The 13,867-nt window shown below is 66.1% G+C and carries 14 protein-coding genes; 11 read left to right on the top strand and 3 right to left on the bottom strand.

Annotation, left to right across the window (positions count from 1 at the left end):
- Positions 1 to 82: 82 nt before the first annotated feature.
- From H3H51_RS01075 to H3H51_RS01095, 5 genes are all read left to right on the top strand, one after another.
- Entirely contained in the window at positions 83 to 973 is an 891-nt protein-coding gene (locus H3H51_RS01075) for a LysR family transcriptional regulator (protein ID WP_183087169.1), read from the top strand.
- A gap of 288 nt (positions 974 to 1,261) precedes the next feature.
- Positions 1,262 to 2,107, top strand: a complete 846-nt coding sequence (gene fdhD, locus H3H51_RS01080) for a formate dehydrogenase accessory sulfurtransferase FdhD (RefSeq protein ID WP_183087170.1) — start codon at positions 1,262 to 1,264, stop codon at positions 2,105 to 2,107.
- Entirely contained in the window at positions 2,104 to 4,404 is a 2,301-nt protein-coding gene (locus H3H51_RS01085) for an FdhF/YdeP family oxidoreductase (RefSeq protein ID WP_183087171.1), read from the top strand. Before fdhD ends, H3H51_RS01085 begins: the two co-directional genes overlap by 4 nt.
- A 226-nt stretch (positions 4,405 to 4,630) precedes the next feature.
- On the top strand, positions 4,631 to 5,569 hold the full coding sequence (locus H3H51_RS01090) for a lysylphosphatidylglycerol synthase transmembrane domain-containing protein (protein ID WP_183087172.1): 939 nt from the start codon (positions 4,631 to 4,633) through the stop codon (positions 5,567 to 5,569).
- Positions 5,570 to 5,752: 183 nt separating this feature from the next.
- Complete coding sequence (locus tag H3H51_RS01095; RefSeq protein WP_183087173.1) at positions 5,753 to 6,277, top strand: hypothetical protein; 525 nt, start codon at positions 5,753 to 5,755, stop codon at positions 6,275 to 6,277.
- Between the two features lie 87 nt (positions 6,278 to 6,364).
- Here the strand turns inward: H3H51_RS01095 and H3H51_RS01100 are convergent, their stop codons facing one another.
- Together H3H51_RS01100 and H3H51_RS01105 are read right to left on the bottom strand one after the other, a co-directional pair.
- Positions 6,365 to 7,450 (bottom strand): fatty acid desaturase family protein, encoded by a 1,086-nt coding sequence (locus H3H51_RS01100; RefSeq protein ID WP_183087174.1) that lies wholly within the window; start codon positions 7,448 to 7,450, stop codon positions 6,365 to 6,367.
- A 21-nt stretch (positions 7,451 to 7,471) separates the two neighbouring features.
- A complete protein-coding gene (locus H3H51_RS01105; protein WP_183087175.1) occupies positions 7,472 to 8,560 on the bottom strand; it encodes a flavin reductase family protein in 1,089 nt (362 codons plus the stop codon).
- Between the two features lie 149 nt (positions 8,561 to 8,709).
- Here H3H51_RS01105 and H3H51_RS01110 point away from each other — a divergent pair, with 149 nt between their 5' ends.
- The 6 genes from H3H51_RS01110 to H3H51_RS01135 all read left to right on the top strand — a co-directional run bounded on the left by H3H51_RS01110 (position 8,710) and on the right by H3H51_RS01135 (position 12,858).
- The gene (locus H3H51_RS01110; protein WP_183087176.1) at positions 8,710 to 9,345 is read left to right on the top strand and encodes a TetR family transcriptional regulator; all 636 of its coding nucleotides are present in this window, start codon (positions 8,710 to 8,712) and stop codon (positions 9,343 to 9,345) included.
- A 247-nt stretch (positions 9,346 to 9,592) separates the two neighbouring features.
- The gene (gene ureE / locus H3H51_RS01115) at positions 9,593 to 10,093 is read left to right on the top strand and encodes an urease accessory protein UreE (protein WP_183087177.1); all 501 of its coding nucleotides are present in this window, start codon (positions 9,593 to 9,595) and stop codon (positions 10,091 to 10,093) included.
- Complete coding sequence (locus H3H51_RS01120) at positions 10,090 to 10,761, top strand: urease accessory UreF family protein (protein ID WP_183087178.1); 672 nt, start codon at positions 10,090 to 10,092, stop codon at positions 10,759 to 10,761. The genes ureE and H3H51_RS01120 overlap by 4 nt, the downstream gene beginning before the upstream one ends.
- Before the next feature lie 13 nt (positions 10,762 to 10,774).
- Positions 10,775 to 11,389 (top strand): urease accessory protein UreG, encoded by a 615-nt coding sequence (gene ureG / locus H3H51_RS01125; protein WP_183087179.1) that lies wholly within the window; start codon positions 10,775 to 10,777, stop codon positions 11,387 to 11,389.
- A gap of 20 nt (positions 11,390 to 11,409) precedes the next feature.
- On the top strand, positions 11,410 to 11,982 hold the full coding sequence (locus tag H3H51_RS01130) for a HupE/UreJ family protein (RefSeq protein ID WP_183087180.1): 573 nt from the start codon (positions 11,410 to 11,412) through the stop codon (positions 11,980 to 11,982).
- 288 nt (positions 11,983 to 12,270) lie between these two features.
- A complete protein-coding gene (locus H3H51_RS01135; RefSeq protein WP_183087181.1) occupies positions 12,271 to 12,858 on the top strand; it encodes an LOG family protein in 588 nt (195 codons plus the stop codon).
- 12 nt (positions 12,859 to 12,870) lie between these two features.
- Here H3H51_RS01135 and H3H51_RS01140 read toward each other — a convergent pair whose 3' ends face one another.
- A complete protein-coding gene (locus H3H51_RS01140) occupies positions 12,871 to 13,725 on the bottom strand; it encodes a mechanosensitive ion channel family protein (RefSeq protein ID WP_183087182.1) in 855 nt (284 codons plus the stop codon).
- Between the last annotated feature and the right edge of the window lie 142 nt (positions 13,726 to 13,867).

Raw genomic sequence — 13,867 nt, forward strand, 5'->3', positions numbered from 1 at the left:
CGCGCTTTAATGGCGATCTTCGGCTGACAGGCGCCAGCGCAGGCAGTATCGTCGCCACACCGCCCCTGCCACCGGCCACGCCATGGACATCAAGCAACTCAAGTTCCTGATCGCCCTCGACGAGACGCGCCACTTCGGCCAGGCCGCCGCGCGCTGCCACGTGACCCAGCCGACGTTGTCCATGCGCCTGCGCAACCTGGAAGAGGAACTCGGCCTGGAGCTGGTGCGCCGCGGCCAGCGCTTCGAGGGCTTCACCGAAGCCGGCCAGCGCGTACTGGTCTGGGCCCACAGCCTGCTGGCCGCCCAGGACGGCCTGTACGCCGAGGCCGCCGCCTGTCGCGGGCAACTGGTCGGCACGCTGCGCCTGGGCGTGGTGCCACTGGCGGGGTTCGACCCGATGCGCCTGATCGCGCTGTTCGCCGACGCCCATCCGGGGCTGCGCTTCCAGTTGTTCGCCCTGAGCAGCGAGCAGATTCTCGAGCGCCTCGGCCGCAGCCAGCTGGACCTCGGCATTTCCTACCTGGAGCGTCTCGACCGCGAGCACTTCAGCAGCCTGGAGCTGGCCGAAACGCGCATGGGCCTGCTGCACGACCGCCGCCATTTCACCTTCACCAGCCCGAGCCTGAGCTGGGACGCCGTGGCCGCGCTGCCGCTGGGCCTGCTGTCGAGCGGCATGCACTTCCGCCAATCCATCGACCATGCCTTGCGCAGCCGTGGCCTGGCGCCGCAACCACGACTGGAAAGCGATGCCGTGCACCAGTTGCTGCAAGCCACCAGCGCCGGCCTGTGCTGCGCGGTGATTCCGCTGGACAGTGGCCTGGACGGGCTCAGCGCGGACCTGGCGCTGACGCCCATCGACGATGCCCACACCCTTGCCCCGCTCGGCCTGATACTGCGCCGCAGCGTGCCGCGCTCGGCCCTGGCCGAAGCCTGCTTCGACGAAGCCAGGCGCCTGTTGACCGAGACGCGGTAAATCTAGCCCGTACTGCCACGATGCCGCTCGGTGGATCGATGGAGCGCGATCCACCCTACGTACTGCGCAGCGCTTTCCAGCGCCAGGCCATGAGCACTGTTGAGTGCCTGAGCTGGTAGCCCGGACTTCAGTCCGGGGCACGCTGGCCGGTTCCCGGACTGAAGTCCGGGCTACATCGCTGACCAGTCAACCCATAGAGCAGATCGATCAGACCATCGGCAACAGCGATTAGACGCTACCAGCCTGCAGGCCTAGGCTGAGCCCATCCCATCCGTGGAGGGCCAGCCCATGCCCCGCGCCAGTATCCGCCAGCCTCTCGAAACCCCAGTAGGGCCCACGCTCAGCGCCGATTACAGCTATGTCGAGCTGGGCGCCGGGAGCGCCGTCGCGCAGGCGCCACTGGTCAGCGAAAGCGCCCTGGCAATCAGCTACAACGGCCTCAACCACACGGTGATGATGGTCTCGCCCGGCGATCTCGAAGACTTCGTGCGCGGCTTCAGCCTGAGTGCCGGCCTGATAGAGTCCATCGACGATACCTATGACATCCAACTGAGCGGCACCGGCGAAGCCCACCGGGCCGAGGTGCGCATCAGCAGCCGCGCCTTCTGGGCACTCAAGCAGCAGCGCCGGCAGCTGGCCGGCACCAGCGGCTGCGGCCTGTGCGGCGTCGAGGCCCTGGAGCAGGCGCTGCCCGACTTGCCCGCGTTGCCTGCCAGCCCCTTGCCGCCCGCCACGCACCTACACGAGCTGCGCCAGCGCATCACGGCTGTGCAGCACCAGGCGCGCAGCAGTGGCGCGCTGCATGCCGCGCTGTTCGTCGACGAGCACGGCGCAATCCGCCTGTGCCGCGAAGACATCGGCCGCCACAACGCCCTCGACAAGCTGATCGGCGCGCTCAAGCAGCAGGGCCTGGACGGCGCCCGTGGCTTTGCCGTGGTCACCAGCCGTTGCAGCCTGGAGTTGCTGCACAAAGCCGTGCGCGCCGGCATCGGCAGCCTGGTCAGCCTCTCCGCGCCCACTGCGCTGACGGTGGACTGGGCGCGGCGCCACCAGCTCAACCTGATCCACCTGCCCCATCAACACGCGCCCCGGGTGTACAGCCCCGCGCCCGCCACCGAGAACACCCAGCCATGAGCAGCCAACCCCGCTACCAACCCTATGCCGGCCCGGCCGCTGGCTGGGGCGCGCTGCGTAGCGTCACGCACTTCTGGTTGGGCAGTAAGCAGCCGATCAAGAACCTGCGCGCCCTGCTCAAGACCAACCAGAATGGCGGCTTCGACTGCCCCGGTTGCGCCTGGGGCGAATCGCCGGACAACGGCCTGGTGAAGTTCTGCGAGAACGGCGCCAAGGCGGTCAACTGGGAAGCCACCAAGCGCGGCATCGGTCGCGACTTCTTCGCCCGCTACAGCGTCAACCAGCTGCGCGAGCAGAGCGACTACTGGCTCGAATACCAGGGCCGCCTGACCGAGCCGCTGCGTTACGACGCAGCCAGCGACCGCTACGTGCCGATCGACTGGGACGCCGCTTTCCAGCTCATTGCCAGCAGCCTCAAGGGCCTCGCCAGCCCGCACCAGGCCGAGTTCTACACCTCGGGCCGCGCCAGCAACGAGGCCGCCTTCCTCTATCAACTGATGGTCCGCGCCTACGGCACCAACAACTTCCCCGACTGCTCGAACATGTGCCACGAGGCCAGCGGCGTAGCGCTCGGCCAGAGCATTGGCGTGGGCAAGGGCACGGTGACCTTCGCCGACTTCGAGCACGCCGACGCCATTCTGGTGTTTGGCCAGAACCCGGGCACCAACCACCCGCGCATGCTCGAACCGCTGCGCGAAGCGGTCGAGCGCGGCGCCAGCGTGGTCTGCTTCAACCCGTTGAAGGAACGCGGCCTGGAGCGCTTCCAGCATCCGCAGCACCCGCTGGAAATGCTCAGCAACGGCGCCCAGCCGACCAGCAGCGCCTACTTCCGCCCGCACCTGGGTGGCGACATGGCGGTGGTACGCGGCATGGCCAAGTTCCTCCTGCTGTGGGAGCGCGAGCGGCCCGGCACGGTGTTCGACCAGCGCTTCATCGACGAGCACTGCGTTGGCCTGGACAGCTGGCTGGCGGCGGTGGAGGCCACCGACTGGGCGCAGATCGAAGAACAATCCGGCTTGCCGCGCCGCGAGATCGAGCAGGCCGCACGCCTGTATGTGCAGGCCGAGCGGGTCATCACCTGCTGGGCCATGGGCATCACCCAGCACCGTCACTCGGTGGCGACCATCCAGGAGATCGCCAACCTGATGCTGTTGCGCGGCAACGTCGGCAAGCCGGGCGCCGGCCTGTGCCCGGTGCGCGGCCACAGCAATGTGCAGGGCGACCGCACCATGGGCATCAACGAGCGGCCACCGGCGTTTTTCCTCGATGCGCTGGAGCGGCGCTTCCAGTTCCAGGTGCCGCGCGAGCCGGGGCACAACACGGTGGAGGCGATCAACGCCATGCTCGCCGGGCAGAGCAAGGTGTTCATCGGCCTGGGCGGCAACTTCGCCCAGGCTACGCCGGACAGCCCGCGCACCCATGCAGCCCTGCAGCAGTGCGAGCTGACCGTGCAGATCAGCACCAAGCTCAACCGCAGCCACCTGATGCACGGCAAGCAGGCGCTGATCCTGCCGTGCCTGGGGCGCACCGATCTCGACCTGCAGGCCGGCAGCCCGCAGGCGGTGACCGTGGAAGATTCATTCAGCATGGTGCACGCCTCCTGGGGCCAGCTGACGCCGCTGTCGACGCAGATGCGCTCGGAGCCGGCGATCATCGCCGGCATCGCCAACGCCCTGCTCGGCGCACAACCGGTCGACTGGCTGCAGCTGATCCAGGACTACGCGCGCATTCGCGAGCTGATCGCCGCCACCATTCCCGGTTTCGCCGGCTTCAACGGTAACCTCGAACAACCCGGCGGTTTCTACCTGGGCAACGCCGCCGCCAATCGCTGCTGGAATACCCCTGGCGGCAAGGCCCATTTCATCGGCCACGCGCTGCCCGACCACCTGCTGCCGCCCGAGGTGCGCAGCCAGACCGAGGCGCCACACCTGGTGCTGCAGACTCTGCGTTCCCACGATCAGTACAACACCACCCTGTATGGCCTGGACGACCGCTACCGCGGCGTGCGCGGCATGCGCGAGGTGCTCTTCGTCAATCCGCAGGATATCCAGCGCCTTGGCTTCGAACCCGGCCAGCAAGTCGATGTCATGTCTGTATGGGACGACGGAATCGAACGCCAGGTGCGCGGCTTCACCTTGCTCGCCTACGACACGCCACCGGGGCAGGCTGCGGCCTACTACCCGGAAACCAACCCACTGGTACCGCTGGACAGCTTCGGTGTCGGCAGCCACACGCCAACCTCGAAATTCATCGCCATCCGCCTGCAAGCCGCCGCACCTGGGCAACGTCTCCTCTAGACTGTACAGAGCCCGCCACGGCGGGCTTTGCCCGATGTGCCGTAACAGACAGTTACGTCCTTTGCCCTGAACAGCTTGAGCCGCACGGCCGCGTCCGTGATACTGCACCGCGTTTTCCACCCCGCGCCGCCTGTCTTCATCTCACCTACGGCCCGCGCGTTACGATTTTTCCGAGTTGCATGTGCCGTCAGCAAAGCGGCCTCAAGGGTTCGAGGAGCCACCGCCGATGATGAAAAGGAGCGACTGGATCTGGACCCTGATCGGTTTGCTCGCCGTCGTGTTCTCCTGCTACCTGCTCTACAAGGAGATCCGCACGATCTCCCTCGACGAGCTGTCGCAGAGCCTGCACGCCATCTCGCGGCATAACTGGCTACTGGCCGCTGGTTCGACGCTGGGCGCCTACTGCGCCCTGGCCTGGTACGACCGCATCGCCATCGCCCACCTGGGCAAGAAAATCTCCTGGTGGTTCATCACCCTCTGTTCCTTCACCACCTATGCGCTGGCGCACAACATCGGCGCCTCGGTGTTCTCCGGTGCGGTGGTGCGCTACCGCGCCTACTCCAGCAAGGGCCTGACGCCGCCGGAAATCGGCCTGCTGATCTTCTTCTGCTCCTTCACCTTTGCCCTCGGCGCGCTGTTCTGCGGCGGCCTGGTGCTGATCTCGCAGCCGGAGCTGATCGAGCGCGTGGCCAATGTCAGCCCCTGGCTGTCCGTGCTGCTCGGCCTGTTCCTGCTGGGCCTGGTGGCGCTCTACATCCTCGGTTCCTGGCGCCAGTTCAAGCCGTGGAAGTGGGGCAAGCTGCATGTCGAATACCCACGCCTGGGCATCGTTGGCCGCCAGTTGCTGGCCGGCCCGCTGGAGCTGGCGTGCGCCGCGGCGATCATCTATTTCGCCCTGCCGGTGGAGAGCAATCCGGGCTACCTGGTGGTGCTCGGCGTATTCCTCGTGTCCTTCTCCCTGGCGCTGCTGTCCCATGCGCCGGGCGGCCTGGGCGTGCTGGAAGTGACCTTCCTCGCCGCCATGCCGGAACTGCCGACCGCTGATGTGCTGGCGGCGCTGATTGTGTTCCGGGTGTTCTACCTGTTGCTGCCCTTTGCCCTGTCGCTGCTGGTGGTACTCAGCTTCGAATGGAAGCAATGGGCCCTGCGACGCCGCGCCGACTGAGTCGAGCCACCTCTCGCCTGCCGCACAATCGACCTTCACCAGCAGGCAGATCATCGAGATAGAGCCGCGCAAACGGCCTATCAGCGCCGTCGATGGTCACTATCAGAAGGGTCAAATTCTTAATCCAGGCACGATCCGTAAGATGGGCCCCGTACTCACTTACCCCCTTACGAGGTGCCCAAAATGAAAGCGTCCATCCTGGCTACCCTGCTCGTCACCAGCCTCTCTTCCACCGCCGTATTGGCCGTACCGTCGAGCGAGCCGCAACCGATCCTTGGCGAAGTCCAATCGAGCGTGACCCGCGAAAGCGAACAGGTGCTGCACGACACCGCCCAACCTGTCCGTTTCGACGTGAGCGACAGTGGCTACTTCAACACCCAGCAAGGTCAACGCAGCGAACGCTCCACCACCGCACGGCGCATCTACGTGGTCGATAGCGGCTACTTCAAAACCCAGCAGGGCCAGCGCAGCGAGCGTTCCACCACCGCCCGCCGCATCTACGTAGTCGACAGCGGCTACGTCAAAACCCAGCAAGGCCAACGCAGCGAACGCTCCACCACTGCACGCCGCATCTACGTAGTCGACAGTGGCTACTTCAAAACCCAGCAGGGCCAGCGCAGCGAACGCTCCACCACTGCACGCCGCAACTATGTCGTGGATAGCGGCTACTTCAACACCAAACAGGGCCAACAGAGCGCCGCCGTTTGAGTGCGCTTGGCGCTCCACCCAACAACCGGTGAATGCCCTGCACTCACCGGTTTTTTTATGCCTGCAACATGCCGATCCGTTTACGGATCAGGCGACACTGGCTGGCGCATCGCCCGGCAAACGGTAAGTCCAGATCCGCCGCATCACCGTAGCGAACTGCGCCGGCAGGCTGCCGCAGTTGTAGACCTGGCCATAACGCGCCGCGATCTCGCGCACTTCGACGGACAACGCGGCATAGCGCCGCGCCGGCAGGTCGGGAAACAGGTGATGCTCGATCTGGTGGCTGAGGTTGCCGGTAAGGATGTGGAACAGCTTGCCACCACTGAGGTTGCTCGAGCCGCGCATCTGGCGCAGATACCAGCGGCCACGGCTCTCACCAACCACCGACTCCTTGCTGAACACCGCCGCCTGTTCGGTGAAGTGACCACAGAAAATCACCGCGAAGGTCCACAGGTTGCGCAGCAGGTTGGCCAACCCATTGCCCGCCAGCACGGCCAGGGCATTGGCGCCGAACGGTAACGCCAACAGCGGGAAGAACAGATAGTCCTTGCACCACTGGCGCAACACCTTGGCATTGAACTGGCGGAGCAGCGGGCGCACTTCATCCTTGCTCAGCTTGCCCTTGTAAACCTTGTCCAGGCGCAGGTGCTGGATCGCCACCGAGTACTGGAACAGCAACGCCTGCAGCGTCACCCACAGTGGTTGCCAGCGGTAGAACGGCTTCCAGCGCTGTTCGGGAAACAGCCGCACCACGCCGTAGCCAACGTCGTCGTCCATGCCCAGCACATTGGTCCAGGTGTGGTGCACATGGTTGTGGGTGTGCCGCCAGAAATCGGCCGGCCCGGCGATATCCCACTCGTAGCTGCGCCCGGCGAATTCCGGGTCGTTCATCCAGTCGTACTGACCGTGGATGACGTTGTGCCCCAGCTCCATGTTCTCGAGGATCTTGCCCAGGCCCAGCAGCAGGCTGCCGAGCAGCCAAGTCGGCGGAAACCAGCCCAGCATCAGCAAGGCGCGGCCGCTCCAGCAACACAGCCGTACCGCGCTGCGGACCCGGCGGATGTAACGCGCATCGACGTCGCCGAGATCGGCCAGGGTGCGTTTGCGCAGGGCGTCCAGCTCGGCACCAAAGGCGTCCAGCTCGACAGGGGTCAACTCGCGATCATTGCGCATGGCGGCATCCTGTAGGAGGAATCAAAGGTCGATCTGCACATCGCCGTGGGGAGCGTTGATGCACAGGCGGATGGGTTGCCCCGGTTCGGCGAACAATGCGCCGCTGCGCAGGTCACGCACCGTGCCGGCCAGCAGGGTGCACGTGCAGCTGGCGCAGATGCCCTGGCGACAGCCGTGTGCCGGGCGCAGGCCCTGGGCTTCGGCTTGCTCGAGCAGGCTGCGGGCGTTGTCGCCCTGCATCGACTGGCGCGAACGGGTGAACTGCAACTGCACCGCACTGCCAGGTTCGATGCGCCGCGCCAGCGCGGTAAAGGCTTCCACCTGCAAGGGGCCGCGCCAATGCTCGCGCACCGAGTCGACGAAACCGGCGGAACCGCAGGCCAGCAGGCTGAAACCCTGCAGCCCGCCCAGGTGATCCGCACACAGACGGCCCGTCAGGGCGCCCGGAACCGCAGCCGATCCGGTCAGGGCCCAGCTCACCGTCAGGTTGGAGTGGCGCGCCATCAGTTGCTGCAGCTCAGCGACAAACGCGCACTGGCCGGACTCGCGCACGTAATGCAGCAACCGCACCGGCGCGCTGAAACCCTGCGCCAACGCCTCCCGCAGCAGGCCGATCAACGGTGTGATGCCGCTGCCCGCAGCCAGCAACGCCACGCCATCGGCCTGTTGCGGCCACTGCAGTTCGCCGCCGACGCTGCCCAGTTCCAGCAGGCTGCCCACGGCCAGGTGGTCGAGCAATCGGTTGGACAGCCGCCCGCCTGGTTGGCGCCGAATCGCCAGTTCGATACGGCCACCGGCACCCACGCGCATCAGGCTATAGCTGCGGCTGTGGCGTACGCCATCCAGCACCATGAACAGCTGCACGTGCTGCCCCGCCTGCCAGCCACGCGCATTGCCATTGCAGCGCAGACGCAGCGCCAGCATGTCGTCGCTTACCCAGTCGCGCCCCTCGACGCGGGCAAATACCCGGTTCAAGCGCCACGCCGGCTGCAGCCAGGCCAGCACGGCATCGACCTCAGACTCGCGCAGCCAGTGGCGCGCCACCAGCCAGCGCAGCGGCTCCAGCATGCGAGCGGTGACACACACCCATGAGAACGGAAGGAGGGTCATGGCGAACTCCAGTGAACACTTGTACACAAAAATGGCAGACGAATTCATTCCAGTCAACACTCGTACACTGAAATGGCGGTTCGACGCCTGCGAAGCGCATTTGTTAGAGTGCGCCGCACACCCGCACCAGGCTGGAACCCCGAGAGCTCATGTCGCCACGCGCCGAACAGAAACAGCAGACCCGTCAGGCCCTGATGGACGCCGCACGCGAGCTGATGGACAGCAACCGCGGCTTCGACAGCCTCAGCCTGCGCGAAGTCAGCCGCGCCGCCGGCATCGTGCCGACCGGTTTCTACCGGCACTTCCCCGACATGGATGAGCTGGGCCTGGCCCTGGTGACCGAAGTCGGCGAGACCTTCCGCGACACCATCCGCGTGGTGCGCCACAACGAGTTCGAGCTGGGCGGCGTGATCGACGCCTCGGTACACATCTTCCTCGGCGCCGTCGCGGCCAACCGCTCGCAGTTCCTCTTCCTCGCTCGCGAGCAGTACGGCGGCTCGCTGCCGGTGCGCCAGGCCCTGGTCGGCCTGCGCGAGAGCATCGCCGCCGACCTAGTCGACGACCTGGCCCTGATGCCCAAGCTGCAGCACCTCGACACCCCCGCCAAGGCGGTGCTCGCCGACATGGTGGTGAAGACCGTGTTCGCCACCCTGCCCGAGCTGATCGACCCACCGGCCGCTTCACTGCCCGCGCACCTCACCCCCGAAGCCAAGATGATCCAGCAGCTGCGCTTCATCTTTATCGGCGCCAAGCACTGGCGCGGCCTGGGACGCGGCGACGAGTAAGCGCTTCCGCGCCCGCTGCGGCTCATTGGCGGGGAACACTGCGCTGATCCTGCATCGCTCCGCAAGCAGCCGGAGCAACCCACGCCAGACAGACCGCACCAAATTCGCCCAGACAAAGCCATCGCGCACCAATATCGGTCAGCGAATAGCCCTGTAATCAGGCAGCACCGCCCGAGCCCGGGACTTCACCCGCTTTGGCAAGCCCCTTGCTCTAGCTCCAGCACTATTCTTTGGCTGGAAGCTTTACATGCTGGTGATCCACCACCGCCTCGAATCCCAGGCCCATTGGGATGAAGAGCTGCACCTGACCCACGAAGCCCGCAGCAAGAGCCGCTTGCGCTGCTTCAGTGCGGCCGGCGAAGACGTCGGCCTGTTCCTCGAGCGTGGCCAGTCGCCGCTCAGCGACGGCGACTTCCTGCGCGCCGAGGACGGTCGCATCGTGCGTGTCTGCGCGCGCCCGGAAGCCCTGCTGCACGTCACCTGCGCCAACAATTTCGAACTGACCCGCGCCGCCTACCACCTGGGCAATCGCCACGTTGCCCTGCAACTGGGCGACGGCTGGCTACGCCTGCTCGACGACTATGTGCTCAAAGCCATGCTCGACCAGCTCGGCGCCAACACCTGCGTGATCGAGGCGCCTTTCCAGCCCGAGCACGGTGCCTACGGCGGCGGTCATCACCACTCCCATGCCGGCGATGCCGAATTCAGCTACGCACCGCGCCTGCACCAGTTTGGCGTGCGCCTGTGAACAAGGCCTGGGCCCTGTTACGCCTGGCCAGCCCGCAACTGCCAATCGGTGGTTACAGCTATTCGCAAGGGTTGGAAATGGCGGTCGAGCAAGGCCTGGTCAGCGATCAGGACAGCGCCCAGCGCTGGATCAACGATCAACTGCTACTCAACCTCGCGCGCTTCGAAGCGCCGCTGCTGCTGGCCCACTGCACCGCCGCGGCCAACGCCGACTGGCTGCGCCTGGGCGAGCTGGCCGGCGAGCACCGCGCCAGCCGCGAAACCCGTGAGCTGGCACTGGAAAGCCGGCAGATGGGCTATTCGCTCAAGCAGTTGCTGGATGGTTTGCCGGAGCTGGATACAGCGGCCCGCTCGCTGCTCCAGCAGCATGAACCCTGCCTCGCCCTGGCCTGGGCGCTAGCCGCACGCGCCTGGCAGATCAGCCCGAGCGACGCGCTGGCCGCCTGGCTCTGGGGCTGGCTGGAAAACCAGCTGGCAGTGCTGATGAAAACCCTGCCGCTCGGCCAGCAAGCCGCGCAGCGCCTGACCTCGCAGCTGCTGCCCGTACTCGAACAGGCACAGCGCCAGGCCAGCGAACTCGAACCCGCTCACTGGGGCAGCGCCGCGTTTGGCCTGGCCCTGGCGAGCATGGCGCACGAGCGCCAGTACAGCCGTCTATTCCGCTCTTGATAAGGAAGCACACATGAACAGCCAACCCCTGCGCGTCGGCATCGGCGGCCCGGTCGGTTCCGGCAAGACCGCCCTCACCCTGGCCCTGTGCCTGGCCCTGCGCGAGCGCTACAACATCGCCGTGGTCACCAACGACATCTATACCCAGGAAGACGCCCAGTTCCTGGTGCGCAACGAGGCCCTGGCCCCGGAGCGGATCATCGGTGTGGAAACCGGCGGCTGCCCGCACACGGCCATCCGCGAGGACGCCTCGATCAACCTGGAAGCGGTCGACCAGCTCAACCGGCGCTTCCCCGGCCTCGACCTGATCATCGTCGAGTCAGGCGGCGACAACCTCTCGGCCACCTTCAGCCCCGAGTTGTCGGACCTGACCCTGTACGTGATCGACGTCTCCGCCGGCGACAAGCTGCCGCGCAAGGGCGGCCCCGGCATCTGCAAATCCGACCTGCTGGTGATCAACAAGGTCGACCTGGCACCCATGGTCGGCGCCTCGCTGGAAGTCATGGACCGCGACACGCGCAAGATGCGCGGCGACAAGCCGTTCGTCTTCAGCAACCAGAAAGTCGGCCAGGGTCTCGACGAGATCATCGCCTTTATCGAACGCCACGGCATGCTCACCGCCGCCTAAGTCCTCGCAAGGAGCCCACCATGAATCTGCGTAAAAGCCTCTTTACCCTCGCCCTGTTCCTCACTCCCGCCGTGGCCTTCGCCCACCCCGGCCATGGCGACTCCGGCCTGATGGCCGGCCTGGCGCACCCAGTGTTCGGCCTCGACCACCTGCTGGCGATGCTCGCCGTCGGCCTGTGGGCCGCCCAGCAAAGCGGCGCGGCACGCTGGGCGCTGCCGCTGACCTTCGTCGGCAGCATGCTGTTCGGGGGCCTGCTCGGTTTCGGCGGCCTGCAGATCCCGCTGATGGAAACCGGTATCGCCGCCTCGGTGCTGGCCTTCGGCCTGCTGGTCGCGGTCGCCGCGCGCCTGCCGATGATCGTTGCGCTCGGCCTCACCGCCCTGTTCGCCCTGACTCACGGCGTCGCCCACGGCCTGGAACTGCCGGCGCTGGCCAGCCCTTGGGGCTACGCCGCCGGTTTCGTCGCCGCCACCGCCACGCTGCATGCGTTCGGCTATGCCCTGGTGCGTTTCCTGCCACAAGCCGCTGCACCCCTGGTGCGCCTGGCAGGCGCGGCATCGGCAGGTGCCGGGGTGTGGTTGCTGGCGAGCTGAAGCTGCCGGAATGCCTGGTCCCGGGCGGCAGCGTAGTGCGGCCGCACCGGAATGCACGCCTATCGGGCTGATCGAGACAATCTACCGGCCAGGCACCTCATCCACGCCTAGGATGAGCCTGAACCCCATCAGGAGAAGCCGCCATGCCGTTCAACAGTTTTCTGCGCAGCCTGCTCGCGGCCTATGCCGCGGGCGCCAGTGGCAACTGCCCCGACGAACACGCGCTGATTTGAAGCAGGCCCGGGCCGGCGCTACCCTGTGGCACCCAATTGCCCAGTGGAGCCCTGCATGAGTCTCACGTCCGTCTGCGTTTTCTGCGGTGCCAGCACCGGCAACAATCCGCTGTACCGCGAAGCCGCCGCAACACTCGGCCGCACCCTCGCCGAACGCGGCCTGACCCTGGTCTATGGCGGTGGCGCCGTAGGCTTGATGGGGGTGGTGGCGGATGCCGCTATCGCCGCGGGCGGCCAGGTGATCGGCATCATCCCGCAGAGCCTGGAACGCGCGGAGATCGGCCACAAGGGCCTGACGCGCCTGGAAGTGGTGGACGGCATGCACGCACGCAAGGCGCGCATGGCCGAACTGGCCGACGCCTTCATCGCCCTGCCCGGCGGCCTCGGTACCCTGGAAGAATTGTTTGAAGTGTGGACCTGGGGCCAGCTTGGCTACCACGGCAAGCCGCTCGGCCTGCTCGACGTGAACGGTTTCTACCAGCAGCTCAGTGGCTTTCTCGACCACCTGGTGGGCGAGGGCTTCGTCCGCCCGCCACACCGCGGCATGCTCCAGCGCAGCGAATCAGCCGGCGAATTGCTCGACCAGCTGAACGCCTGGAAACCCGAGGTCGCGCCCAAGTGGGCGGAGAGTTCGCCCACCTGAGCCGGCCGCCGATCAGTTGCCGGAGACCTGCTGCACGATCACCGTCTGTGCTGGCATCGGCGCCGGGAAGCCGCCTTCACCGAGGGCATCCTTGATCACCTTGTTGGTGTCGAAGTAGACCTGCCAGTAATGGTCCGTGTGGCAGTACGGGCGCACGGCCAGTACCGGGCCAACCAGGTTGAAGTCGAGGATTTCCACATCCACCGCCGGCTCTGCCAACACGTTGTCGACCGCCGCGATGCGCTGCTTGAGCAGGGCTACCGCCGCTTTCCAGTCCGCCGCACCGGAAAGCTGGGCCTGCAGGTCGACCCGGCGGAAGGCGTTGTGCGAGTAGTTCTGGATGTTGTCGCTGAATATCTTGTTGTTGCCCACCAGGGTCAACACGTTGTCCGGGGTATTCAGCGCCGTCACGAACAGGCCGATCTCGGTGACCGTGCCGGTCACACCGCCCGCACAGATGAAGTCACCGACCTTGAACGGCCGCAGCACGATGATGAAACCACCCGCCGCCAGGTTGGCCAGCAACCCCGACCAGGCCATGCCGATGGCCAGGCCGACCGCGGCGATCAGCGCGGCAAAGGTGGTGGTCTGCACGCCGAAGTAACCGAGGATGCCGATCACCAGCAGGATATTCAGGGTCACCGTGATGAAGTTGCCGACATAGCGCAGCACGGTGGGGTCGACCTTCTGGCGGCCCAGGGCCTTCTGCACCAGGCCGACGGCAAAGCCGATCAGCCAGCGCCCGACCACCCAGAACGCGATGGCCGCGAGAATCTTCACGGCAAAGGCAGCGCCGTAGGTAGTGACCAGTTCCAGCAACTGATTGGCTTTGGCGGTACCGACGTTAATCAGTGTTTCTTCTTCCATGACGCATTACCTGATAGGAGTGGGGACTCGGAAACGCTAGCACGCCTGGCGCCAGCATTCGATGAACTGCTCTGGAATACTGTGTAGAGCAAGGCACATGGCCATCGTATACACTGCAAACGCACCCCTGCCGCGACTCCGC

The sequence above is a fragment of the Aquipseudomonas ullengensis genome, assembly GCF_014174475.1.
In the GTDB taxonomy this organism is placed as follows: Bacteria; Pseudomonadota; Gammaproteobacteria; order Pseudomonadales; family Pseudomonadaceae; genus Aquipseudomonas; species Aquipseudomonas ullengensis.